Origin of the sequence: Hyphomicrobium sp., assembly GCF_035548195.1 — a bacterium.
Taxonomy (GTDB): domain Bacteria; phylum Pseudomonadota; class Alphaproteobacteria; order Rhizobiales; family Hyphomicrobiaceae; genus Hyphomicrobium_B.
This window is the reverse complement of the sequence record NZ_DASZTY010000022.1, coordinates 237667-261797: the sequence shown is the minus strand read 5'-3', so window position 1 is coordinate 261797 and position 24131 is coordinate 237667. Positions and strand designations below refer to the sequence as shown.

The 24131-nt window shown below is 58.9% G+C and carries 19 protein-coding genes; 8 read left to right on the top strand and 11 right to left on the bottom strand.

What is annotated here, in order from left to right:
• Positions 1-56: 56 nt before the first annotated feature.
• Complete coding sequence (uvrB, locus tag VHB22_RS08365; protein WP_325456500.1) at positions 57-2963, bottom strand: excinuclease ABC subunit UvrB; 2907 nt, start codon at positions 2961-2963, stop codon at positions 57-59.
• Positions 2964-3252: 289 nt separating this feature from the next.
• Here uvrB and VHB22_RS08360 point away from each other — a divergent pair, with 289 nt between their 5' ends.
• Both VHB22_RS08360 and VHB22_RS08355 read left to right on the top strand, forming a co-directional pair.
• The gene (locus tag VHB22_RS08360; protein ID WP_325456499.1) at positions 3253-3483 is read left to right on the top strand and encodes a PsiF family protein; all 231 of its coding nucleotides are present in this window, start codon (positions 3253-3255) and stop codon (positions 3481-3483) included.
• Positions 3484-3591: 108 nt separating this feature from the next.
• Positions 3592-4323: an SDR family NAD(P)-dependent oxidoreductase gene (locus VHB22_RS08355; protein WP_325456498.1), complete on the top strand. Its 732-nt coding sequence runs from the start codon at positions 3592-3594 to the stop codon at positions 4321-4323.
• A 207-nt stretch (positions 4324-4530) separates the two neighbouring features.
• Here VHB22_RS08355 and VHB22_RS08350 read toward each other — a convergent pair whose 3' ends face one another.
• Positions 4531-5016: a hypothetical protein gene (locus VHB22_RS08350; RefSeq protein WP_325456497.1), complete on the bottom strand. Its 486-nt coding sequence runs from the start codon at positions 5014-5016 to the stop codon at positions 4531-4533.
• Positions 5017-5877: 861 nt separating this feature from the next.
• Between VHB22_RS08350 and VHB22_RS08345 the strand changes: the two genes are divergently transcribed.
• Positions 5878-7080 carry a pyridoxal phosphate-dependent aminotransferase gene (locus VHB22_RS08345; protein WP_325456496.1) on the top strand — a complete coding sequence of 401 codons (1203 nt, stop codon included), beginning with the start codon at positions 5878-5880 and terminating at the stop codon, positions 7078-7080.
• A gap of 73 nt (positions 7081-7153) precedes the next feature.
• Here the strand turns inward: VHB22_RS08345 and VHB22_RS08340 are convergent, their stop codons facing one another.
• Positions 7154-7402, bottom strand: coding sequence for a hypothetical protein (locus tag VHB22_RS08340; RefSeq protein ID WP_325456495.1), 249 nt, complete (start codon positions 7400-7402; stop codon positions 7154-7156).
• Between the two features lie 362 nt (positions 7403-7764).
• Between VHB22_RS08340 and VHB22_RS08335 the strand changes: the two genes are divergently transcribed.
• A complete protein-coding gene (locus VHB22_RS08335; RefSeq protein WP_325456494.1) occupies positions 7765-9852 on the top strand; it encodes an elongation factor G in 2088 nt (695 codons plus the stop codon).
• A 90-nt stretch (positions 9853-9942) separates the two neighbouring features.
• Here the strand turns inward: VHB22_RS08335 and VHB22_RS08330 are convergent, their stop codons facing one another.
• The 7 genes from VHB22_RS08330 to VHB22_RS08300 form a co-directional block, all read right to left on the bottom strand.
• Positions 9943-10218, bottom strand: coding sequence for a formate dehydrogenase subunit delta (locus tag VHB22_RS08330; protein ID WP_325456493.1), 276 nt, complete (start codon positions 10216-10218; stop codon positions 9943-9945).
• Positions 10219-10258: 40 nt separating this feature from the next.
• Positions 10259-11068: a formate dehydrogenase accessory sulfurtransferase FdhD gene (gene fdhD / locus VHB22_RS08325; RefSeq protein ID WP_325456492.1), complete on the bottom strand. Its 810-nt coding sequence runs from the start codon at positions 11066-11068 to the stop codon at positions 10259-10261.
• 30 nt (positions 11069-11098) lie between these two features.
• Positions 11099-13996, bottom strand: coding sequence for a formate dehydrogenase subunit alpha (gene fdhF / locus VHB22_RS08320; RefSeq protein ID WP_325456519.1), 2898 nt, complete (start codon positions 13994-13996; stop codon positions 11099-11101).
• A gap of 56 nt (positions 13997-14052) precedes the next feature.
• Positions 14053-15618: an NADH-quinone oxidoreductase subunit NuoF gene (locus VHB22_RS08315; RefSeq protein ID WP_325456491.1), complete on the bottom strand. Its 1566-nt coding sequence runs from the start codon at positions 15616-15618 to the stop codon at positions 14053-14055.
• Positions 15615-16145: a formate dehydrogenase subunit gamma gene (locus VHB22_RS08310; RefSeq protein WP_325456490.1), complete on the bottom strand. Its 531-nt coding sequence runs from the start codon at positions 16143-16145 to the stop codon at positions 15615-15617. The genes VHB22_RS08315 and VHB22_RS08310 overlap by 4 nt, the downstream gene beginning before the upstream one ends.
• A gap of 179 nt (positions 16146-16324) precedes the next feature.
• The gene (locus VHB22_RS08305) at positions 16325-17260 is read right to left on the bottom strand and encodes a LysR family transcriptional regulator (protein WP_325456489.1); all 936 of its coding nucleotides are present in this window, start codon (positions 17258-17260) and stop codon (positions 16325-16327) included.
• A 71-nt stretch (positions 17261-17331) separates the two neighbouring features.
• Complete coding sequence (locus VHB22_RS08300; RefSeq protein WP_325456488.1) at positions 17332-18078, bottom strand: SDR family oxidoreductase; 747 nt, start codon at positions 18076-18078, stop codon at positions 17332-17334.
• Between the two features lie 341 nt (positions 18079-18419).
• Between VHB22_RS08300 and VHB22_RS08295 the strand changes: the two genes are divergently transcribed.
• Together VHB22_RS08295 and VHB22_RS08290 are read left to right on the top strand one after the other, a co-directional pair.
• Positions 18420-20444: an EAL domain-containing protein gene (locus VHB22_RS08295; RefSeq protein ID WP_325456487.1), complete on the top strand. Its 2025-nt coding sequence runs from the start codon at positions 18420-18422 to the stop codon at positions 20442-20444.
• Between the two features lie 126 nt (positions 20445-20570).
• Complete coding sequence (locus VHB22_RS08290) at positions 20571-21425, top strand: TIGR01459 family HAD-type hydrolase (protein ID WP_325456486.1); 855 nt, start codon at positions 20571-20573, stop codon at positions 21423-21425.
• 404 nt (positions 21426-21829) lie between these two features.
• Here the strand turns inward: VHB22_RS08290 and VHB22_RS08285 are convergent, their stop codons facing one another.
• Entirely contained in the window at positions 21830-22825 is a 996-nt protein-coding gene (locus tag VHB22_RS08285; protein ID WP_325456485.1) for an NAD(P)H-quinone oxidoreductase, read from the bottom strand.
• Here VHB22_RS08285 and VHB22_RS08280 point away from each other — a divergent pair.
• Together VHB22_RS08280 and VHB22_RS08275 are read left to right on the top strand one after the other, a co-directional pair.
• Positions 22824-23174, top strand: coding sequence for a DUF1192 domain-containing protein (locus tag VHB22_RS08280; RefSeq protein ID WP_325456484.1), 351 nt, complete (start codon positions 22824-22826; stop codon positions 23172-23174). The two genes, VHB22_RS08285 and VHB22_RS08280, sit on opposite strands and share 2 nt — an antisense overlap.
• Before the next feature lie 375 nt (positions 23175-23549).
• Positions 23550-24101, top strand: a complete 552-nt coding sequence (locus VHB22_RS08275; RefSeq protein WP_325456483.1) for a DUF1465 family protein — start codon at positions 23550-23552, stop codon at positions 24099-24101.
• The last annotated feature ends 30 nt before the right edge of the window (positions 24102-24131 follow it).

The following is a 24131-nucleotide window of genomic DNA, read 5'->3' as shown; positions in this document are numbered from 1 at the left end:
TTGTAAAACACCGGATCGGGCCTGAACGTCAAAGCACACGTGCGTTGACGCAATAATTATTGTCCCGGACGGCCAGTTTTTTTGGGGCGCCCGCGACGCCCTTTCTTCTGTGCCGGATCGTCGAACTCGCGCGTGCGTGTCGGCATTGTGATCCGCGAGGACACGTCGTTGTTTTTCACCGGACGGAACGCATGGGGTCCCATTTCATCGAGCGTCGGCTTGTGTGGTCCAGCGATTTTTTCGCCGTAGGCGCCTGCTTTGGCCCGGCTATCGACCGTCGGCGCGCGGGCCGGGACGGGGCGGTCTGTGCCCGGCCCCATATCATCGAGCGACGGCTTCTTGATCCTCGATCCGGCACCCGGCGGCGGCCTCAACGAAGGAGGGTCACTTGGCGCATAGCGAGAAGTCGACTGAGCGTACGTCGGCTGAACCGGCTCGTATTCCGTCTTAACGCGCGAAGATCCCTTGTCCTTAGGGGGCGTGTTTGCCGTCGCGCCGTATTTGCGCTCGCCCTTGAAGCTTCCGGCGCGGTCTTCGACTTCGCTCTGGCGCGCGAGCGGATCATCGGAAATCGCAAGCTCAGTGTCTCTTAAGCGCTTGATCTCATCGCGAAGGCGAGCGGCGGTTTCGAATTCGAGATCCGCCGCAGCTTCCTTCATCCGGCGTTCCATGTCGGCGATGACAGCCTGGAGATTGTGCCCTAGCGATTGCACCGCATCGCCATCGGCGAGACCCGCATCGACGGTCACGTGGTCCTGTTCGTAGACCGACTGGAGCACGTCGTGGATGTTCCGCTTGATGCTCTCCGGCGTAATGCCGTTGGCTTCGTTCCAGGCAAGCTGCTTTTCGCGGCGCCGGTTCGTCTCGGCAATGGCGCGTTCCATCGATCCGGTCATTTGATCGGCATAAAGAATGACCTTGCCGTCGACATTCCGCGCTGCGCGCCCGATCGTCTGCACCAGAGATGTCTCCGAGCGGAGAAAACCTTCCTTGTCGGCATCGAGAATGGCGACGAACGCGCACTCGGGAATATCGAGTCCTTCGCGCAGCAGGTTGATGCCAATCAGAACGTCGAATGCACCAAGCCGCAGGTCGCGAATTATCTCGATGCGCTCCAGCGTCTCGATATCGGAATGCATGTAGCGCACGCGCACGCCGTTTTCGTGCATGTATTCCGTAAGGTCTTCGGCCATGCGCTTCGTCAGCACCGTGACCAACGTACGGTAGCCTTTCTGCGTGACTTGCCGGACCTCATCGAGCAAATCGTCGACCTGCGTTTTCGCGGGCCGGACTTCGACTAATGGATCGACAAGCCCGGTCGGCCGAATGACCTGCTCGGCGAAGACACCACCTGTCTGTTCGAGTTCCCATCCCGCCGGAGTCGCTGAGACGAAGACGGATTGCGGCCGCATTGCATCCCATTCCTCGAAACGAAGCGGGCGATTGTCCATGCAGGAAGGAAGACGAAATCCGTATTCGGCAAGCGTGGCCTTGCGCCGGAAATCGCCTCGGAACATGCCGCCGATTTGCGGTACGGTGACGTGACTTTCGTCTGCGAAAACCAGCGCATTATCCGGCAAATATTCGAAAAGCGTCGGTGGCGGATCGCCGGGATTCCGTCCCGTAAGATAGCGTGAGTAGTTTTCGATGCCGGCGCACGACCCCGTCGCTTCCATCATCTCCATGTCGAACGTCGTCCGCTGTTCGAGGCGCTGGGCTTCGAGCAACTTACCGGCGCTGTACAACTCGTCGAGCCGCTGCTTCAGTTCGATCTTGATCGACTTGATCGCCTGCTGCAGCGTCGGTTTTGGCGTTACGTAGTGCGAGTTGGCGTAGAGCTTGACCAGGGCTAGCTCGTCGGTCTTCGCGCCGGTCAGCGGATCGAACTCGACGATCGATTCGATCTCGTCGCCGAACATCGAGAAGCGCCACGCGCGATCCTCTAAGTGGGCCGGAAAAACTTCGACGGTATCGCCGCGCACGCGAAAGGTGCCGCGAACGAAATTCTGGTCGTTCCGCCGATAGTGAAGCGCCACGAGATCGGCCAACAACTGGTCGCGCGAGAGCTGTTCGCCCGCGCGAACGGTGAACGTCATTGCCGTATACGTTTCGACCGACCCAATGCCGTAGATGCACGATACCGAAGCGACGATGATGACATCGTCGCGTTCAAGCAGAGCCCGCGTTGCCGCGTGCCGCATGCGGTCGATCTGTTCGTTGATCGACGCTTCTTTCTCGATGTACGTGTCCGTGCGCGGCACGTAGGCTTCCGGCTGATAGTAGTCGTAATACGAAACGAAATATTCGACCGCATTGTCCGGAAAGAAGCTCTTGAACTCGCCGTAGAGCTGCGCGGCAAGCGTTTTGTTCGGCGCCAGGATCAGGGCAGGGCGCTGGGTCTGCTGGATGACGTGCGCCATTGTAAAGGTCTTGCCCGAGCCGGTGACGCCAAGCAGAACCTGATTGTGCTCATGCTTCGACACGCCCTCGACGAGTTCGGAGATGGCTTGAGGCTGATCGCCTTTCGGCTCGTAGTCCGACGAGATCTTGAACGGAATGCCGCCTTCGCTCTTCTCCGGCCGCTCGGGGCGATGCGGCATGAACATCGGCATGCTGCCAGAAACAATCGGATGCGACGCCATCAACGGCTGGCGAGAAAGAATTTCATTCGCGCGATCTGATCGCTCTCCCGGTTTTGTCAGAAGAGCCGTCAGACTATCCGTCAGGCTTTCTCCGCCCATCGGCGGCCGAGGACCGGATTGGCGCAGTGCGGGGAGGCTCGGAAGCCCGGCCGTCGTCGTCTTGGGAGCGAAATCCGCCGGCGCGAAGTAGCCGCTCGAATCCGCAAAGCCCGGTGTCCCGGCTGCCGTCTCGGCGGGCGGGGCGACGGGTTTGCCTGACTTACCCCGCGAAGGACGCGGGCGCGGCGGTCTACCGGACGATGATTTGGACGGGGGCGACACGGGCTAAATATAGATACGGATCCAGGGACCATAAATGCTGTTTCCGGGCCACAGTGTCACGCTCTCGCGATCGACTTGAGAAGCGCTCGGCGTTCGTGGCGGTCGGCGGCCTTTTACGGGCATTTTACCAAGCTCCTTACGGAAGAGTAAGTTCCGTCCCTACTCAGCCTAATGATAGCCAAGCGTTCGCCGATACGAACTCAGTGCACGTCATCCGTATCGGCCCAGCGGGGCCGGGGCAACCAAGTTGGTCCACTGACGTTGCAACAAAATATACGGAGCACAGACAATGATTTCACTGAAAACGGTCGCGGCAGCGGCGGCTGCGATGATGGTCGTCGGCAGCGGTATGGCGCTTGCGGATACGGCTCACCCAGCGAAGACCAACAAGATGGCTGTCCATTCCCCGGAATCGATCCAGTGCTCGAAGGAAGCCGACGCCAAAGGTCTGCACGGCAAAGAGCGCAAGAAATTCCGCGCCCATTGCAAGAAAGAGCTGATGAAGCACAAGAAGTCGTAAGACGCTCTGGCTTCGAGTTTGGAACCCCGCCACTCGTGGCGGGGTTCTTTCTTTTGCGGGGCGATGCGTGATTAATCAGAATTCGATGTTGTCCGAAGGATGTCGCGCATGGCCCGAGCTCTGGACCGAAAGACGGCGCTGGTGACCGGCGCCAACCGTGGAATCGGATTCGAGATCGCCCGTCAGCTCGCTGCGCGAGGTATTTTCTTACTCGCGGGCGTCCGTTCGGAAGCAAAAGCACACGCTGCGAAAGCGGCATTCGGGAAACTTGGCCTGGACATAGAACCGGTCGTCCTCGACGTTGCTGACGCTAAATCCATTCCCAACGTATTACGCGATATCGAAGGTCGGCACGGGCCGATAGACATCGCGGTCAACAATGCCGCGATCATGATCGATGGTCCTGGCGGCTTCTCTTCGACCATTCGCGAACTGACCGACGATACCTTCCGGCGGACGTGGGAAACGAATGTCTTCGCGCCAATGGCGATCATTCGCACCCTGCTGCCTGGGATGATCGATCGCGGCTACGGCCGCATCGTCAATGTGTCTTCACGCGCCGGGCAACTGAGCGGCATGAGCGCGGGTTTCCCCGCTTATCGCGTATCGAAATCGGCATTGAATGCCTTGACCGCGATCGCGGCGGCCGAAGCCGACGCGGCAAAAAAGGACGTGAAGATCAACGCCTGCTCGCCGGGCTGGGTTAGGACCGATATGGGAGGTCCTGACGCGCCGCGTTCGCCGGAACAAGGTGCCGAGACGGCCGTGTGGCTCGCCACGCTTCCATCGAGCGGCCCGAACGGCGGCTTCTTCGAAGACAAGAAGGTCCTGTCCTGGTAAGCGGCGAATAGCGCTTTCGTCACAGGCGCGCGCTTCTTTTCCAGAACATTAGAAAACGGCGCGGCCATCGCGTAGAGCCTTTTTGAGCCTCAGCACCGCCTTGCCACAGCATCGGCACGGGGGGGCGATCGCCACCAGCCGCTCGCGTACCAGGAGCGTAGCGAAACCAGCCCGCTTCCACGTTTAAACTGACAGCATTCGTCCCGATCAGAGCGTCCGTCCGGCGCGTCCGCCGACAATCGGCGCATTGCCCCGGTCGATCTCCATGACGAAGCGCACGGGACGGGCAGACGGATCCTTGGTATCCCGCGCCGTCACGAGAACGAAGTGTGCCGGAGCCGACGACGTGTCGATCTCGGTGATCTTTGGAGCGAAGTCCGAAACGCTGGCAACCTCGAATGTGCGGTGGTGCCCGCTAAGCGTCAGCGAGATTTGATCGCCGACCGATATCGGTCGCGTAACAGGGGTGCTGTCGTCGCGGCGCATGGCCGTCAGCCAGAATTCCTCGGAACCAGAAATCGGAGCGGCCGAGGCAATTTGCTTCGTAGGCGAAGCCGCGCGCGTTAGAGCTGTCGCAAAGCTCGATCTTAGGACCGTTTCACTGCTGGCAAAGAACGAAGCAGCCGCCACCGCGACCATCGTCGCGCCCGCAGAGAGGCCGAGCCAGAATGACCGCATCTGTTGCCTCGCCATGCTCCGCACCTCCAAATATCGTCTATCGTTATAAGTCGGTATGAGAGAAAACGGTTCAGTCGCCGACAGACGTACAGTTGAGATTGCGGCAATTCAATAGCTCAGGCCGCCGCAAACCCAGGATACCACTATTTTCGTGGTTGGCTACGCACTCGAGGAACAGCATAGGTCCTTCGTAAGTGCCTGAAAACACCCAGATTCAGCGCGGCGAGTAACGAAAACGAGAGGCCGAGTAGGCTCCACGCCGCAGTATCGCTGGTGCGCCGGAAAACGGCGTTTGGGTCCCAAACAGAGCTGGTCGTTGCGATTTCTATGATCGGCGGCGGTCCGGACTGGGCGACGGCCTTCAATGCAGATGGGCTAGCCGTTCGGTCCAGGCTGGCAAGTGCAGCCGAAAACGGACAGGCGCGGACGGGAGCGCTCGTCATGACCGCAGTCAAAACAATAAAGACGAGTCCCCCGCCAACAGCATCGATCAGCGGGCGAAGAAGGAGATATCGGCGTTTATGCTGCATGGCGTCTGGCCCTTGACGGTCGTCTGGCTGGTCCGCGGCCAAGCATGTGTTTCATTCTCCCGCTCGCAACCGATTGCTAATAATGACGCGTTAAGGGAAAGTTGACCGTTGGTTCTGGGCGCGCTTGGGTCCGGAATGTGGCGTAGGCTGTACAATTGCGTTGAGAAGATCACTTCTTGGGGTTTAGTTGCGCGGCAGCATCACAATAGCCACCTATGCTTTTGAAGAGCCCCGGCATTGGCAAAACGTCGGCTTGCGGTCGGTAAACATTGGAATTAGGGTCCGCGCCGTTTCCTTCGCAAGCGCGAAATAATCCAGCGGTTTCCCCAGGTAAGACGGGCGCGACATGGGCTTTATTGCCGACAGTCTGAATCGTATCCAGCCATCAGCCACCATCGCTGTTTCAACGAAAGCGCGGCAACTCAGGGCGCAAGGGCGGGATATCGTCTCGCTGTCGGCCGGAGAGCCGGACTTCGATACCCCGCAGAACATCAAGGATGCTGCAAAACGCGCCATCGATGCGGGAAAGACGAAATATACCGACGTCGACGGCATCCCGGAATTAAAGGCCGCAATCGCCGCAAAATTCAAGCGCGACAACGCCCTCGATTACAAGCTGAGCCAGATCTCGGTCGGCACGGGCGGAAAGCAGGTGCTCTACAACGCCCTGCTTGCAACGCTCAATCCGGGTGACGAAGTCGTGATGCCCGCGCCGTGCTGGGTGTCGTATGCCGACATTGTGCTTCTTGGTGGTGGTAAGCCGGTTTTCGCGCCGACGACGCTCGAAGATGGCTACAAGCTAAATCCAGAGGCGCTCGAAAAGGCGATAACGCCGAAGACCAAGTGGTTCATCTTCAATTCGCCGTCGAACCCGACGGGCACGGCCTATTCGGCCGCTGATATCAAGGCGTTGACAGACGTTCTACTCAAGCACGAGCATGTCTGGATTCTGACGGACGATATGTACGAGCATTTGCTCTATGACGGATTGCAGTTCGCAACGCCCGCCGCTGTCGAGCCGCGCCTTTACGATCGCACGCTCACGATGAACGGGCTTTCGAAAGCCTATTGCATGACCGGCTGGCGGCTCGGATATGCGGCCGGGCCGGAGAAGCTGATCAACGCGATGCGGAAATTGCAATCGCAATCGACCTCAAATCCGTCCTCGATCGTCCAGTGGGCGGGAGTCGAAGCCCTGACCGGCCCCCAGGATTTTATTGCGAAACACAACAAGATCTTCGTCGAGCGTCGCGACCTCGTTGTCAGCATGCTCAATCAGGCGAAAGGGCTGCAATGTCCGAAGCCTCAGGGCGCATTTTACGTCTATCCCAGCATAAGGGCCTTGATCGGGAAGACGAGCAAGACCGGAGCAAAGATTGTCAATGACGAAGCCTTTGTGACGTCGCTGCTTGAAGAGGAAGGCGTGGCTGTTGTACACGGCGCAGCTTTCGAAGGATCGCCTTCGTTTCGCGTTTCTTATGCGGCCTCCACCGAAGCGCTCAAGGACGCATGCACGCGAATTCAGCGCTTCTGCGGAAATTTGTCGTAAGGCGAATTATCAAATCAAAAAGCGCGCGAAACGTCTCGCGCGCTTTGCGTTCGGCAGTCTTGGACGTACAGCGCTAGGCCGTCGCGCTACCGCTACTTGCGAAGTAGCCGGTGAACCATTCCCAGGCATGCGCAATATGTCCGGTCAGGGGCTTACCGTCGATATCGGGTACGACCGGCCGCCAAATCGCAATCGCCGTTGTTGGCTGCGACTTGAATTCGAAGATCATTGGCTCGGCGCCGAACGTGTCGGGGAGCTGATCTTCCACCGCCATCACATACCCGGCAGCGTTCGCCGCGGACATTAGTGACTCGATACTCATAACCCAGCCTCGCATTCTGAGCCAAATCCCTCCGGCTCGCTCCGGATCTTGCGCTTGTGCCCCTTAATACGCGCCAAACACGGACTGGTTCATGATGCGGCAAGTTTAAAGTTATTCAAGCGATTTTTACATTCCGAGACAATCGAAAGCCGTTTCTGGCTGAAATCGTTTCGGCGTCGCGGTAACCCGACCTCGATCGTCGCCGCGATATTCTGCATCGCAATATAAAACTTTCACGAAACTGTGCGGCGAAATTCGTTGTTCCGCATCATTTTTGGAGCGAGCATCGTCGTGCCGCGCCTTTCCGAGGTGCGGGGTGCGGCCCGAGCGTGGGTGCGCGCCTCGCAAAACCGGAGGCAGTCATGACAAGCTCAGATGGCCCGAAAAAGGGCAGAAATGGCGCTCAAGGAGGCAGAGGTGGGGTCCGCAGCGCACGTTGCGTTGCGCTGATCGGACCCTTCGCAAGCGGCAAGACCACACTTCTAGAAGCCATCCTCGCCCGGACAGCCACGATATCGCGCGCCGGTTCCATTGCATCCAAATCGACCGTGGGCGACAACACGCCGGAAGCGCGTGAGCACGCAATGAGCGTTGGCGTGAACGTTGCGGACGCGACCTTCCTCGACGATAAATTTACATTCATCGATTGCCCCGGCTCCGTCGAATTCGCCTACGAAGGCACGCTCGCGCTTCCGGCCTGCGATATGGCGGTCGTCGTATGCGAAGCCGACCCCAAGCGCGTGGCAGCTTTGCAAGTGATTCTTAAGCAGCTCGAAGACGCCAGCGTCCCGCATCTCCTGTTCCTGAACAAGATCGACGCATCGCAAACGCCAGTCAGGGATATCATTCCGAGCCTGCAGCCCGCGAGCACGAAGCCGCTCGTCCTGCGACAGATTCCAATCTGGGAAAACGGAATTGCGACGGGTTTCGTTGATCTCGCCTCCGAGCGCGCCTACGTTTATCGCGAGCATGCTGAAAGCAAGATCGTGGAGTTGCCGTCCGCCATTGCGGCCCGCGAGAAGGACGCGCGCTTCCAGATGCTCGAAAAGCTCGCGGACTATGACGACGAACTGATGGAGCAATTGCTCGCAGATATCCCGCCGCCGAACGATCGCGTCTTCGACGACCTCGCAAAAGAATTGAAGGACGGCTTGATCTGTCCGGTGTTGCTCGGTTCGGCCGAACAGGGGCACGGGATCATGCGTCTGCTGAAGGCGCTCCGGCATGAATGCCCATTCGTCGAGGACACCGCGCGCCGCCACAAGCTAGAGAATGTGAAGTCCGCAGCATACGTTTTCAAAAGTGTTCACACCAAGTCCGGCGGCAAGCTCTCCTATGCGCGTGTGCTCGCTGGAGAAATTCCGGACAATGCGACGATCACGGGAGGACAAGGACAGGAATCCCGCATTGCAGGGATATTTTCGCTCCGCGGCGAAGAAACCACCAAATGCGGAGGTGCAAAGGCGGGCGATACCGTCGCGCTGGGCCGTCTGGATGCCATTCATTCAGGCGAAACGATTGCAGTCGGCAAGGCCGCCGTCACGCAGATCGCTGTGCCGAAGCCGCCGCAGTCGGTTCTCGCAATCGGTCTCGGTCTCAAGGATCGTAAAGACGAGGTGAAGCTGTCATCGGCAGCCGCGAAGCTTGTCGATGAAGATCCCTCTCTCACGCTCGAACATAACGCGGATATGCATCAGATCCTCCTGCACGGTCAGGGCGAGATGCACCTGCGTGTCGCACTCGAACGGCTGATGCGGAAATACGGTATTGAGGTTCTGCGTGAGAAGCGTCGAGTCGGCTACAAGGAGACAATCCGCTCGGGCACATCCGTTCACGCGCGGCACAAGAAGCAATCCGGCGGCCACGGGCAGTTTGGAGACGTCAAGCTTGACATCAAGCCGCTGCCACGCAGCGGCGGCATCATTTTCAACGAGACCATTACGGGCGGCGCTATTCCGCGCAATTTCATCCCGTCGGTCGAGATCGGCGTCCGTGACTACTTGTCCGAGGGGCCGCTCGGCTTTCCTGTCGTCGATGTCGCCGTCACGTTGACCGATGGCTCCTATCATACGGTCGATTCCTCCGACATGGCATTCCGCCAGGCGGGGCGGCTCGCGATGACGGAGGGCATGCCGAAATGCAATCCGGTTCTTCTGGAGCCGATCATGGCTGTATCGATCGCCGTGCCGTCGGAGGCCAACGCGCGCATCAATGGCATTATCTCACAGCGTCGCGGTCAGATCCTGGGATTCGATGCACGGCCCGATTGGCCGGGATGGGATGTCATCGAAGCGCACATCCCTGAAGCCGAGATGGACAACCTGATCGTCGATCTAAGGTCCGCGACGGCGGGCGTGGCCTCGTTCACGTTTAGCTTCGATCACCTGGCCGAAGTCTCTGGCCGGTTAAAGGATCAGGTGCTCGCTTCGAATAAAGCCGCCGCAGCCTAAATCGTCCGCGTGCGGCAATAAAGAAAGGCGGTGCAAAACACCGCCTTATCTGTCTGAACGATAATCGCAGGACATTGGTCCCCGGGCACCTCAGCCCGAAGATGGCGCTTTGGCCGCGCTCTTGATTATGGGCGCCGCTTTCTGAGGCGTCTTCGGCCCTTTGAAGTAGTCCGCCATGGCTTCCAGGAAGAGCGGTGAGAGACCTTGTCCGCCATCGTCGATGATCGCTTTCATCTGATCGCGCATCCTCGGCTCCCACGAATTGTGGATGTGCTTGGCTATGCTTTCGAGGGCCTCCCCTTTGGGATACGGAGACCAGAACGCCGTGATCTGGTTGGCCATCTGAATGAGAACTGATTTTTCCATCTACCTATCGGACCGGGTTAGCATGCAGCACAAATCTGCGTCAGGGGTTGAAGATAACGGGTTTGCCCTTTGCCAGCGCCGCCAGAAATAGATTCGATTTCCTGGCCAGTTCGAGCGCAAGAGCAGTAGGAGCCGAAACGGTAACGAGGCCGCCAATCCCCGCAGTCACCGTTTTCTGCACGAGTTCGAAGCTACAGCGGCTCGTCATTAAAACGAAGCCGTCGCGGACATCGAGATCGTCGCGCATCAACGCGCCGATCAATTTGTCGAGTGCGTTATGGCGCCCGACGTCCTCACGGACGAGTTGAATTTCGCCCAACTTCGAAACCCACGCCGCGCCGTGCACCGATCGGTTGAAACGGTTCATCGGCTGATGTCTGTTGAGATTCGCAACCGCGCGTTCGATTGCCTCCGGCGTTGGAGACCATGTGCGCTTGAGCTTCGGCAGCGGGCGGACTGCTGACGAGATGTCCTCTATTCCGCACAGCCCGCATCCCGTACGTCCTTCGATGGAGCGCCGTGCCAACCGCGATGTTTCAAGCGCAGTTTCGGGCACCGCGACATCGACCGTAGTGCCTTCCTCGCTCGGCATTACGAGCACGCCACGGATCTCTTTGGGATTCTTGACAATGCCTTCGCCGATAAGAAAGCCGAATGCGAAGTCCCGGAGATCCGCCGGCGTCGCCATCATCACAGTATAAGGCTCGGAATTGATTTGGAGAGCGATCGGCGTTTCCTCGGGAAGCTGCCACGTAACCTGTTCAGCAACGCCGGCATCACGCATCTCGCCGACCGCTGCCTGGGAGCAGAATTCCTTCCCACCCTCAGGCGCCATCGTCACGGTATCCACTGAAAGCTACTCCGGGCCGAGTCCGGCAGATTATTCTGCCGGCTCCAGCTTCTTGTCCGTGGCAATACGCTTGTTCTCGATATTGCGCGTATTCCACTCGGCTTGCCAATCGGACGGTTGGTTCGACGGGGTCACTTGGACCGCCGTTACCTTGTATTCCGGGCAGTTCGTCGCCCAATCCGAATTGCTGGTCGTGATGAGGTTGGCGCCTGTCCCAGGATGATGGAACGTGGTGTAGACGACGCCCTGCGGCATGCGATCGGAAATCCTCAACCGGATTGTCGTTGCGCCCGCACGGCTCGTGAGAGACACAATCTGACCGTCCTTGAGGCCGCGCACTTCCGCGTCGTAAGGATGTATCTCGAGAATGTCCTCGTCATGCCAAGCATTGTTGTCGGTGCGCCGTGTTTGCGCGCCGACGTTATACTGCGACAGGATGCGGCCCGTTGTGAGGATGAGCGGGAAGTTGTTGCTCGCGCGCTCGTCCGTCGCCATGAACGCTGTCAACATGAACCGGCCTTTGCCACGCACGAATTCCTCGGTGTGCATGATGGGCGTGCCTGTCGGATGCTTTTCATTGCACGGCCATTGTATCGAGCCGAGTTCGTCGAGACGCTCATATGAGATGCCTTCGAACGGCGGCGTGGTTCTGGCGATCTCGTCCATGACTTCCGACGCCGAGCCATAGTGCATCGGGAAGCCCATTGCCGTGGCCAACCGGCTGACAATTTCCCATTCCGGCATGCCCTGCTTCTCGCGGATCACCTTGCGCACGCGATTGACCCTGCGCTCGGCGTTCACGAAGGTGCCGTCCTTTTCGAGGAACGACGTTCCCGGCAGGAAGACGTGCGCGAAAGCAGCCGTCTCGTTCAGAAAGAGGTCCTGCACGACGACAACGTCCATCGCTCTCAGGGCCGCTTCGACATGATGCGTGTCGGGATCTGACTGAGCGATGTCCTCGCCATGAATGAACATCCCGCGATACGTTCCGTCGACCGCAGCATCGAACATATTCGGAATGCGCAGCCCCGGTTCATCGTCGAGCTTGACGTTCCATTCCTTTTCATAAAGCTCGCGCGCCTCCTTATTGGAGACATGGCGATAGCCGGGATACTCATGCGGCGCCGAGCCCATATCGGAGGAGCCCTGCACGTTGTTCTGGCCGCGCAGCGGATTCACGCCGACGCCTTCGCGCCCGATGTTGCCGGTCGCCATTGCGAGGTTGGCCAACGCCATGACCGTTGTCGAGCCCTGTGTATGCTCGGTGACGCCGAGGCCGTAATAGATCGCGGCATTGCCGCCCGTCGCGTACAGGCGAGCGGCTTCGCGCACCATCTGCGCCGGAACGCCCGTGATAGGCTCGACAGCCTCCGGAGAATGTTCAGGTTGCTTGATGAACTCTTCCCACCGGTAGAAGTCGGCCGGCTCACAGCGGCGCTTGACGAACTTCCTGTCGATGAGGTTCTCGGTCGCGATCACATGGCAGAGAGCGTTGACAACAGCAACGTTTGTCGAAGGCATCAGCTGCAAATGGTAATCCGACTTCACATGAGGCGAGTCGACGAGATCGATGCGGCGAGGATCGATGACGATCAGCTTCGCCCCCTCGCGAATCCGCTTCTTCATGCGCGAGCCGAATACGGGATGCGCATCCGTAGGATTGGCACCGATAACCAGTATAACGTCGGTCTTATCGACGCTCTTGAAATCCTGCGTGCCGGCCGCTTCACCAAACGTCACTTTGAGGCCGAAGCCAGTCGGAGAATGGCAAACGCGTGCGCAGGTATCGACATTGTTGTTGTTAAAAGCGGCGCGTACAAGCTTCTGAACTGAGTAGATCTCTTCCAGAGTCGTGCGCGAGGATGTAACCGCGCCGATCGACCGGCGGCCGTATTTCTGTTGCGTTTCCTTGAAGCGCTTGGCCGCGAAGTTGATGGCTTCATCGAACGTGACGACTTGCCAGGGATCGGTGATCTTCTCGCGGATCATCGGTGACAGCATGCGATCCTTATGGGTCGCGTAGCTGAATGCGAAACGGCCCTTTACGCAAGAATGGCCTTCGTTTGCACCGCCGTCCTTATACGGCACCATCCGGACGATTTCTTCGCCGCGCATATCTGCCTTAAACGAGCAGCCGACGCCGCAGTAAGCGCAGGTGGTAATAATCGAGTGTTCCGGCTGACCCAAATCGACGACCGATTTTTCAATCAGTGTCGCCGTCGGGCAGGCTTGGACGCAAGCGCCGCAGGATACGCACTCGGAGGCGAGGAACGACTCGTCCATACCTGCCGAAACATGCGAGGCAAAGCCACGGCCGTCGATCGTCAGGGCAAAGGTTCCCTGAACCTCTTCACAGGCCCGGACACACCGCGAACACACAATGCACTTCGATGGTTCAAACTGGAAATACGGATTTGAAACGTCTTTCGGCTTGAAACGGTCGTTCGGCGTGCCGTCCGCACTTTTCGCGAAAACATGGTTTTCACCATCGTAGCCGTAACGCACCTCGCGCAGGCCGACGGCACCGGCCATGTCCTGAAGTTCGCAATCGCCGTTTGCAGAACAAGTAAGGCAGTCGAGCGGATGGTCGGAGATGTAAAGCTCCATCACGCCGCGGCGGAGCTTCGCGAGGCGCTCGTTCTGAGTCGTGACTTTGATGTTTGGAGCGACGGGCGTCGTGCACGACGCGGGCGTACCCCTGCGGCCTTCGATTTCACAAAGGCACAGGCGGCAAGAGCCGAAAGGATCGAGACTGTCTGTTGCGCAAAGCTTGGGGATTTGAATGCCGAGCTGCATCGCCGCATTCATGATCGACGTTCCCTCGGGAACGGTGACCTCGCGGCCATCGATCTCCAGCGTGACCATCTGGGTCGCTTCGTGAATCTCCGGGGTCTTGGTGCCGTAGTCCGTCTCTTTGATGAGTGTCATCGGCTTAACATGCTGGTTCATAATCCGTCCTCGTTGAGGTCGTCTGATCCTGAAATCTATTCCGCTGCGTCAGCTAGGTATTTGTTCGGCGCTGGTTTGTGAAAATCATCGGAGAAGCCTTTAAGCGCGCTCATGACAGGAAAGGGCGTCAACCCGCCCATTGCGCACAGCGAGCCGTCGGCCATCGTTACGCACAGGTCTTCCAAAAGCGCGATGTTCTCGTCACGATCGACGTCCGCGATGATCTTATCGATCACTTCGACGCCGCGAACGGCACCGATGCGGCATGGCGTGCACTTGCCGCAACTTTCGATCGCGCAGAATTCCATCGCAAAGCGCGCTTGTTTAGCCATGTCGACCGTGTCGTCGAAAACGACAAGGCCGCCGTGCCCCACCATCGCCTCGACTTTCGCAAACTCTTCGTAGTCCATCGGCACGTCGAACTTGGATTCCGGAATATAGGCGCCGAGAGGACCGCCGATCTGGATCGCGCGCGCCGGCCGGCCCGTAGCCGTGCCGCCGCCCCAATCTTCGAGCAGCTGCCGTGTCGTGACGCCGAACGCTTTTTCGACGAGGCCGCCGCGCTTGATGTTTCCGGCAAGCTGAAACGCGAGCGTGCCGCGCGACCGGCCAACACCGTAGTCGCGGTAGAACTCGCCGCCCTTGGCGATGATGATCGGCACAGCGGCGAAGCTCATCACGTTGTTGATGATCGTCGGTTTGCCGAACAAGCCTTCAATCGCGGGGATTGGCGGCTTATAACGCACAAGGCCGCGTTTACCTTCGATGCTTTCGAGCATCGAAGTTTCTTCGCCGCAGATGTAGGCGCCCGCACCCATGCGTACGAAGAGATCGAAAGAATGACCCGAGCCTTGGATATTATCGCCGAGCCAATTGGCCTTGCGTGCGATCTCGATTGCTTCTCGTAGCACGTGCACCGAGTGCGGGTATTCCGAGCGAACGTAGATGTAACCCTTCGTTGCGCCACCCGCGAGGGCTGCAATCGTCATGCCCTCGATCAGGCAATAAGGATCGCCTTCCATCAGCATGCGATCCGCAAACGTGCCGCTGTCGCCTTCGTCTGCGTTGCAAGCGACGTACTTCTGCTCGTCTTTCAGATCGTGAACGGTTTTCCACTTTATCCCGGTCGGAAAGCCCGCTCCGCCTCGGCCGCGAAGACCGGACGTCGTGACCTCGGTTACGATATCGATAGGCTTCATCGCGAGGGCCTTTTTCAGGCCTTCGAAGCCGCCGTACTTGCGATAGTCGTCGATTGAAAGCGGATCGGTGATGCCGCAGCGAGCAAACGTCAGGCGTTCCTGGTTCTTGAAATACGGGATCTCCTCCGTAAGCCCATGACCGAGTTCGTGCGGCTTGCCTTCGAGAAATCCGGCACTGAAGAGGCCGGCAACATCGCTGGGCGAGACGGGACCATAGGCAATACGGCCCTTTGGCATTTCAACTTCGACGAGGGGCTCCAGATAAAGCATGCCGCGCGAACCATTGCGCACGATCTGAATATCGAGATTGCGGGCCTTTGCTTCATTGGCGATCGCGGCAGCGACTTCGTCGGCGCCGACGGAAAGGGCTGCAGCATCTCTTGGGACGAAAACTCGAATCATTCCGCGGCCTCCTTTTCGAGACCCGCAATGATCTCATCAAAGCGCTTGGCGTCGACTTTTCCGTAGAGCTTTTCGCCCACCATGACTGCCGGAGACAGAGCACAATTGCCAAGACAGAAAACCTGCTCGATGGTGACGGCACCGTCGGCCGTGGTGCCGCCAAGCGGCGTCTTCAAGGATTTTTCCGCGTGCTGGCAAAGCGCGTCGGTTCCCATAGATTGGCAAGCTTCGGCCCGGCAAATCTTGACGATATGTTTGCCGACCGGGTGGCGCTTGAAATCGTGATAGAACGAAATCACGCCATAAACCTCGGCGCGCGAACGATTGAGCGCACGGGCTATGACGGGGAGTGTGTCCTCCGGCACGTAGCCAAGCTCGTGCTGCAGCTCATGGAAAATTTCCAGGAGTTCGTCCGGCCGATTTCCATGACGCGCACAGACGGCGAGAGCCGCGACTTGAGCGGGCGTTGATGGCCGCACTTCGTCCGCTTGGGCTGCCCGTCGTCCTTTACCAACTTTCTTCGCCATTGGTGGCGTTTTCCCTAGGATTGCTCGCGGCAATTCTTGGCCAATTTCTTTATTTAGATGCGCACTTTGCCGCGTATTTTCTAGTGTTTTATTTCGCCCGCCTTATCAAATCGGTATCTCCGATCCGACCATCGACGCCATCTATGCTGCATTGCGGAAACTAATGAACTGCCCATAGTTTAAGCAGTTGTCGACCTTTTGACGAATTCCGAGCCTGATCCCTTCGTTGAAAATGTCGCGGCGGCCTCGCGAAACGCCCTCACAAGGGGGGCTACAGGGTCGCGATCCGGCGTTATTAAGCCTACGCTGTGGCCGACATCGGGCTCCCGGAGTGGCAGGGCAAGCAAATCCGGGTCCGCCCCGAAAATGTCGACGATATACTCTGGCATAATGCTCGGCAGTCCCATCAATTTGACGTTAGCATAGAGATTGACGACCGAATTCGTCTCCAAGGCGGGTTCGGGACGCCTGTTAGCCATCCTAAAAGCGTGATCGATGATTCTCCGGTTTTGCATGTTGGATGTCGGCAGGCCCAGGGGCAGTTTCGACGCCTCGTGCCACGTCACCGACTCTTGGCCGGCCAGCGGATGGACAATGGGTACGAACAGGCAATAGCGCTCAGTATAGAGCGGCGTCGCCATTAATCCGTTGATCGGCTCGTTATCGAGATAGCTGATACCAGCATCGAGCGAATAATCCTCGAGTCCGCGCAAAATCTCCTCGGAACTCAAAGACATAACGGTAAAATCGATATGCGGATGCAGCTTTCGCACGCTGCGGGTGAGGTAAGGGATCATCGGCAAGGCAGATGGAATGGCCCCAAGCGCTAGGCGTCCCGTCAGACCGAAATCGCTGGTCGCCAGATGGGCCAGCTCCTGGTGCATCGAGGCCCAGTTGTTGAGGATGAGCTGTGCCCACTTGAGGACGCGCTCTCCTTCCTGCGTCAGGCCCTGATACCTCTGTCCCCTCTCAACGATTGGCACTCCAAGTTCAAGCTCAAGCTGCCGGATGCGCCCTGAAAGCGTCGGCTGCGTCACATGACAAGCATTAGCCGCCCGCGTGAAATGCTTTTCCCGCGCCAGCGCAACCAGATACTGAAGCTGCCGGATGTCCATCCTGGGCTCTTATGCCGAGACAGGAACGATCATCCAAGTTTCCCATAAAGAATGCAAACCGGGGATGGCGGTTAGCACGCCACACCGTCGGCATCGAAGACATGCCCCGACAAAGCTTGTCCTTTTCGCGACGCGAGATAGAGAGCTAGAGATCCAATGTCCGGCTCATTCGTTATGACGGCGCCTGCGTTGAGTTCGTCATCCTCGATTGCGCAGGGTCCGACGGCATTGATGCGGATGCCGTGCGCTGCCCACGCGTGGGCTTCGTTCGTCGTCATCGTCGCGAGCGCCGTCCGAATATAACCCGCCACAGCCGCCTCCCGGCGATTGCGCGGATGCGGCATTTCCAGCACGTTCAGAATAAGTCCCTCGCTCAGCACCAACGCCATGCGGTTGGCAATGACGCGCGTAAGTTGAGCCAGCGGACCAAGCTTTGTCGATACGAATGCATCGAGATCCTGATCGCGTACAATTCCTTCAAGTTCCGAACGGGAAACGGATGCCATGTTGATGGCGGCGTCGAGCCCGCCGAAGGTTTGTGCCGAAGTCTGCGCGAAGGTTGCCGCCGTATCGGCGGTAGAAATGTCGTTCGTATGCAGGCGAATCTCGTCGGCGCTCTGTGTCAGAACCGCGACCAGCTCAATCAATTCGGGTGACAGGTCCGCAGTATGAACGATCACACGCGCCTGCACGTCCGCGAAGGATCTTGCGACGTCGACACCGGCTGTTGCCGTTAAACCCGTTATGAGGATCCGCGCCTGTGCAAATTCACTCGCGACGTAACCATCGGCACTCGTACTAACACGATCCATGTACATGGCGCTTCATTCCCCTCATCAACAACACGCATGACCGGCGAACGCGAGAGGCGTCGTCGGTCACACGATAGCATGCCGATTCGCCTAACGAGACCTAAACAGCCAGCCGATTCGGGTACACCGGAGACGGGTCAAGGGCGCTTTTGCGGCTTTGCACCGCCCAATGGAACATGCTGCGTGATCCTGATGTGTGACTGACGCGCCCCGGAGGCGTATGAATCCCGCTGGATCGGCTCCAGTGTCTCTGAAACTTGGTGATAGGTCACGGCAACGACATTGCTTCTCGCTTCCGCGGCCTGCGAAGCTGATCCAAGACGAATCGATGGGCGGCCTAGAACACCATGAGAAGACGAGACGAATCGAAATCCTCCACCGCTCCCGCGACGGCCGGACCACCGGCTGGCGAGGCTGCTGCAAAGCCGGAGCCCGTGGAGCAAGCGAAGCGGCGGCGGGCGCCACGCGACGGCCTCGTCCTTGCCAGCATCGCTATCGTATCGGCGGCGATTGGCGTGATGCTTTACACGCAATTTGGCCTCTCGATGGTCGCTTCGCTGGTTGCAGGCGTGAGCGCCTGGATTCTTTTCATGTTGATGCACAAGCAAGTGCAGAAATCGGCGCAGATCGCTGAGTTGAAGGCGGAGCTTGCCCGCGCGCGCGTTCAAAACGCCAAACCGCGAGTGGCGCCGTCGCGTGGCATGCAGATGGCGCCTGCAACCGGCGGCATGAAAGCAGGTTCTGAGATACGCCAGCCGGATACGCTTTCCGGGACCAAGTCTGGTGCGCCCACCGAGGCGCCAGCCACACGCGGCGCGCCGGCAAATCCCATCGGACCGGCACCGCGAGCTGCGGCCGCCAACGCAGATACGTTAATGGGCACGCCCGTCAGGGGCGCAGCCGCGCCCTCACGCCCTGCGGCGCCGAAAGCCGAAAAATACAATGAGGCGGACTCCAGCGCCGCAGCTTCGATGGATCTTAGCGCCATGCGCTTGCCGCCGAACGGTGCTGGCACAGCACATGGTGCTCCTGCTGGGTCCCGCGAAGAAAGACCTCAACAACGATCGGAGGTGGTCCGCGATCAATGGTCGTTCCGCCCGCGTGCCGACTCTCAACTTGCCGCAACCATGCCAGCTGCCGAACGGCCCGCCGCGACGACGGTCGAGGGCGATCTCGAACTCGTGCAGCGCAAGATCAGGGAACTCGCGGACGAAGTGAATTTCGTCGAGGCGTCGCGCTCCGCGAAACCGGTTCGTGCGGACATGCGCTCGACACCCACCACCGATGCCATCGAGCATTCAATCGGCGCCTTGAAGGCGGCCGCCAGCACCATGCGCGAGCGCCCCAATCTTGGCGATTTCATTCCGAAGCTGCCGACCTCGATGGCCTCTGAGAAAAAAGCGCCGGATCTTAAGCCGGATCTTAAAGCGTCGGAACCGAAGTTGCCGGACCTCGGCGAGCTTGTCATTCCGGCCACCGCCGAACGCATCGCTGGATCGGATCAAAACGTCCAAAAATCGCAGGATGCAGGGCCCCGCTTGGACTTGCCGTTCCCGGAATTACCGACTCTCGATCTTTCGCTCGGTTCCGCTTCACCGGGAACACTGCCTCCGCGCGGTAAAGAGATTGTCCGCGCAATAGAAAGTCGTGCGATGGACGTTTTCTTGGCGCCGATCGTCACGCTGGCCGAGCACACCGTCGGTCATTACGAGATGACCGTCACATTAAAGTCCGCCGATGGCAGCCGCATCGACGCGCGCGAAGAAGACTTCACGCTTGTCGGCCGCGAGCATGGCGCAAGCTTCGACATCGAGCGCCTTCATCGCGCGGCGGCTCTCTCGTTGCGGATGGAGGCCCGTGACAAGGACGGCACGTTGTTGACGGGCGTCCTGGGAAGTTCGTTATCGAGCCGCCCCTTCCTCGAAGCGATCGCGCAGGTCTATGAGGCGCGGCCGAAGATTGCGTCGCAGCTCGTCGTAACACTGACGCAGCGTGCGATCGACGACTTCACACCCGGTGTGTGGCAGGCCCTGCGTGACATGCACGCGTTCGGCTTCCGCTTTGCGCTCGACAAGATCGAGCATATGCGGACGGACTTTGCAGCGCTTGCAGTTGCGGGCTTCCGTTTCCTGCGTTTGGAGCCGCAAATGCTATTCGACGGCTTCTCCGTACCGGACCGGTTCGTGCCCGCCGAGGAAATCCATCAACGTGCGCGGCTTGCTAACCTGGCGATCATTGGCAATGGCATAACGGATGCAAAAACCCAGAAGCGGTTACTTGAAGCCGGTGTCGATCTGGGGCAGGGGCCGCTGTTTGGCGCGGCGCGTCAGGTCATGCTCGATACGGCAGCGAACCACTCCGCAGCCGCATAGGCGCGCGGAGAGTGTCACGACACCGTGTCACCTCGGGTTTTGGTGACAGAGCCAACTTCGGGAGCTATAGGGCGGGCGCCGCACCGGGCTCGACTGCGGCGTGTCGAACAGAGCTCCGAATATTCGATGAATGCAATCCCCGTACTGCAATCCATCGCGCCTCTCGCTGCGACGGCGGACCTCTGGTTTGTCGACATCTGGGGCGTGATGCACAACGGCGTGACGCCATTTGCGTCGTCGGTCGCCGCTTGCGAAACGTTTCGAAAGCAGGGCGGCACGGTTCTCCTCGTGACCAATTCTCCACGTCCCTGCGAAAGCGTCGATCGTCAGCTTGCTGGCATTGGCGTCGCGCAATCGGCTTATGACGGTATCGTAAGCTCCGGAGACGTCTCGCGCAGCCTCATTGAGACTTGGGCAGGACAACCTATTCTGCACATCGGTCCGGAGCGCGATCTTCCTGTCTTCAAAGGGCTGCGCGCTGTACCCGGCGCAACCGCCGACGATGCGGCAGTTGCTGTCTGCACTGGCCTTTATGACGACGAAACCGAAACGCCCGCCGATTACGCGAGCCTGCTTGCAAAGCTGATAGCGCGCGACGTTCCGATGGTTTGCGTCAATCCCGATGAAAAGGTCGAGCGTGGCAGCCGCATCGTCTATTGCGCCGGAGCCATCGCGCGCGCTTATGAAGCGCTGGGCGGCGAGGTGAGCTATGCCGGGAAACCGTTCAGACCGATTTACGATCTCGCACTTGATAGCGGCTGCAAACTGCGCGGCGGGACGGTTGCGAAAGAGCGCATACTGGCGATTGGCGACGGCGTCGCGACCGACATCGCTGGTGCGGGCGATTTCGGCATTCGCTCTGTTTTCATCGCCAGCGGCGTCTATGTTGGCGACGGCGAGGTTATCGGCAACGCTGCTGCCCGCCTTTTCGCAAAAGCATCATCGCCGCCCACCGCAGTGATGAATGCTTTCGTTTGGTAGTCCTACGTCATGAACGCGTTCATCTGCTAATTTCCCGTCATCCCCGGCGGTGGCCGGGATCGGTCCAAGCTTGAAATTTGCGATGAGCCTGAGCCTGGACGGATTCCCCCTTCGCGGGGATGACGACGTGAAAACAACGCGCCTCGCAACTCACGAATGTCATCCTCGGCTTCATGCCGAGGATCCATCGGGCCACCAAGTCGATGCGCAATGGATCCTCGGGACGAGCCCGAGGATGACATCTTTATTTTCGTGCCGGCGCATGCTGTCCACACAACCGTCATCCCGGCGAAGGCCGGGATCCAGCCAAGCCTCGACCAGTCGTTGTTTAGCCGACAGGCCTGGACCCCCGACCTGCGTCGGGGTGACGGGTGAAGAAAGCCCGGAAGAATCCCCTCGCCGAATTAAACCATCAGCACGATTTTGCCGACATGCGCGCTCGATTCCATGCGCGCATGGGCGTCGGCAGCGTCCGCGAGCGCATACGTGCCATCGATCGGTACTTTGATTTTTGCCGATACGACGAGCGGCATGACCTGGCTTTCGATCGCGCGCGCTATATGTCCCTTCACGTCGTTCGAGCGAATGCGCAACGTCGACCCCGTGATCGTCAGCCGCTTCAGCATCACGCGCATGAAGTCGACGGTCGCTTTCGATCCCTGTTGGAACGCGATATTCACGAGCCGTCCGTCATCACCAAGCGATCGGATATTCTTCTCGATATAATCGCCGCCGACCATGTCGAGAATGACGTCGACGCCTCGCCCGTCCGTTTCTCTTTTCACCACTTCCGCGAAGTCCGTGGTCTTGTAATTGATCGCAACGTCAGCCCCGAGCTGGCGCGCGGCGGCGCACTTCTCGTCCGATCCCGCCGTCGTGAAGACCTTGGCGCCGAACTCTTTCGCAAGTTGAATGGCAGTCACGCCGATACCGCTCGTCCCGCCGTGCACGAGAAATTTTTCGCCTGCCTTCAATGCGCCGCGCTCGAAGACATTGTGCCAAACGGTAAAGAACGTCTCGGGGATCGCCGCTGCTTCGACAAACGAAAGCGATTGAGGTTTCCGGATGCAGCAAATTGCCGGAGCGACACAATATTCCGCGTACCCGCCGCCGGCGACGAGAGCCAGGACCTCGTCACCTGCTGACAATCCCTGCACGTCCGCTCCAACCGATGCGATCACGCCTGCAACCTCAAGACCCGGAAGCTCGGAATGACCTTTCGGCGGCGGATAATTGCCCTGGCGCTGCAATACGTCAGGACGATTGACGCCTGCTGCTGCAACCTTGATCAGCACGTCCTCCGCGCCAGGAGTCGGAACGGGAAGCTGGCGAAGCCGCAAAACGTCCGGCCCGCCTTTTCCTTCGATCACAATGGCTTTCATGCTGGCAGGAAGGTTCATGCGGATGTCTCTCAAATCATCGAATTTCTTGAGCAATGCACACTCGTGGCGAAACGGGCAACCCGTGTTGACGCGGCACGAAACCTCATCGGACCTCGACCGCGCGCCGAAGGTTGATTACAAAACCCGAGCTACGTCTTTTTTCATGGAGGACGCCGTGGATCTCGATGACTTGATGCCGGCAAAGAAGCCGAGCGGTGTGATGATCGGCGAAAACCTCTCTACGCTTTCCGTCGCCGAACTTGAAAAACGCGTCAACGATCTCGAATCCGAAATCGAACGGGTGCGCGTCGAACTCGACAAAAAAAGAAAGCACGAAGAAGCCGCGCGCTCGCTCTTCAAATCGTAAACGATGACCTAATCGAGTCGATCAAATGCCACCGATGGCATTAAATAACGCGGCGTGTTGCGGCGGGATCACCAGCGTTCGCAATATGTAAAGATCGACGTCGCCGCAGCGGCTCTGCGCTTAACCCGACTTTAAGCATATCGCGGCAAAGTCGCAGTTGATCCGGGCCATCTGGATTGAAGCGGCCCCTCTGCCGCTTGTTTGACGCCTCTCTGTTGACTTTCGAGCCGCTCTCTTGTGGGCGGCTCTTTTTTTGCATTGTCCACAGACGCAAAGAAAGTGCCCCGTTTTGGGCGTTCTTATTAACTATGGTGCCATACTGTCGGTTCGTGATAGCAACAGCGGACGGGTAAAGCGTTTGTATCGTTGAGGGTCATGAGTAACGTATTCAGCGTCGACGGCGCGCATTCTGGCGGCGCCACAACGGTCTCTTTCGGAGAGCGGTTTCAGTCCTCCGAACAGTTCGACCACATCTTCCGAGAAGGTATGGCGCTCGTTGAGCGCACAGCGAGCTATCTGGATGGTCCGGGCCGCAAGGAGGCCAAGACTCTGAGCGGTACCGCTGGGGTCCTCTATGCAACCGAAAGCATGCGTTTGACGACGCGGCTGCTCGATCTTGCGTCCTGGCTCTTGATCCGCCGCGCGCTACGGGAGGGGGAAATCACCGAGGAGGAGGCGCAGAAAAAGCGTCGCCGCGTAAAGCTTCAAGCATTCGGACGTCCCTCGCATGTGAAGGGCTATTCCGATTTGCCGAACGGGCTCCGGGGCCTGATTGAAGAAAGCTTCGCGCTGCACGATCGCATTTCACAGCTCGACCGTGCCATGACGAAGCTCCAGGAAGCGGATGCGCTTTCCGGCCCCGCACCCAATCCGGTCGCCCAGCAGGTTGGCCTCCTTGAGCGCGCATTTGCGAGTAAGCTGAGCTGACGGCGCAAACAAAGGATCAAATGAAAAGGC

Bases quoted from the DNA above. Each gene is read 5' to 3' on its own strand.
- VHB22_RS08355 (WP_325456498.1), top strand. From the start codon at position 3,592: ATGGCCCGAGCTCTGGACCGAAAGACGGCGCTGGTGACCGGCGCCAAC.
- fdhF (WP_325456519.1), bottom strand. From the start codon at position 13,996: ATGACACTCATCAAAGAGACGGACTACGGCACCAAGACCCCGGAGATT.
- VHB22_RS08310 (WP_325456490.1), bottom strand. From the start codon at position 16,145: ATGGCGAAGAAAGTTGGTAAAGGACGACGGGCAGCCCAAGCGGACGAA.
- VHB22_RS08315 (WP_325456491.1), bottom strand. From the start codon at position 15,618: ATGATTCGAGTTTTCGTCCCAAGAGATGCTGCAGCCCTTTCCGTCGGC.
- VHB22_RS08280 (WP_325456484.1), top strand. From the start codon at position 22,824: ATGCGGATGTCTCTCAAATCATCGAATTTCTTGAGCAATGCACACTCG.
- VHB22_RS08275 (WP_325456483.1), top strand. From the start codon at position 23,550: ATGAGTAACGTATTCAGCGTCGACGGCGCGCATTCTGGCGGCGCCACA.
- VHB22_RS08300 (WP_325456488.1), bottom strand. From the start codon at position 18,078: ATGTACATGGATCGTGTTAGTACGAGTGCCGATGGTTACGTCGCGAGT.
- VHB22_RS08340 (WP_325456495.1), bottom strand. From the start codon at position 7,402: ATGAGTATCGAGTCACTAATGTCCGCGGCGAACGCTGCCGGGTATGTG.
- VHB22_RS08290 (WP_325456486.1), top strand. From the start codon at position 20,571: ATGAATGCAATCCCCGTACTGCAATCCATCGCGCCTCTCGCTGCGACG.
- VHB22_RS08335 (WP_325456494.1), top strand. From the start codon at position 7,765: ATGACAAGCTCAGATGGCCCGAAAAAGGGCAGAAATGGCGCTCAAGGA.
- VHB22_RS08360 (WP_325456499.1), top strand. From the start codon at position 3,253: ATGATTTCACTGAAAACGGTCGCGGCAGCGGCGGCTGCGATGATGGTC.
- VHB22_RS08330 (WP_325456493.1), bottom strand. From the start codon at position 10,218: ATGGAAAAATCAGTTCTCATTCAGATGGCCAACCAGATCACGGCGTTC.
- VHB22_RS08285 (WP_325456485.1), bottom strand. From the start codon at position 22,825: ATGAACCTTCCTGCCAGCATGAAAGCCATTGTGATCGAAGGAAAAGGC.
- VHB22_RS08295 (WP_325456487.1), top strand. From the start codon at position 18,420: ATGAGAAGACGAGACGAATCGAAATCCTCCACCGCTCCCGCGACGGCC.
- VHB22_RS08350 (WP_325456497.1), bottom strand. From the start codon at position 5,016: ATGGCGAGGCAACAGATGCGGTCATTCTGGCTCGGCCTCTCTGCGGGC.
- VHB22_RS08345 (WP_325456496.1), top strand. From the start codon at position 5,878: ATGGGCTTTATTGCCGACAGTCTGAATCGTATCCAGCCATCAGCCACC.
- VHB22_RS08305 (WP_325456489.1), bottom strand. From the start codon at position 17,260: ATGGACATCCGGCAGCTTCAGTATCTGGTTGCGCTGGCGCGGGAAAAG.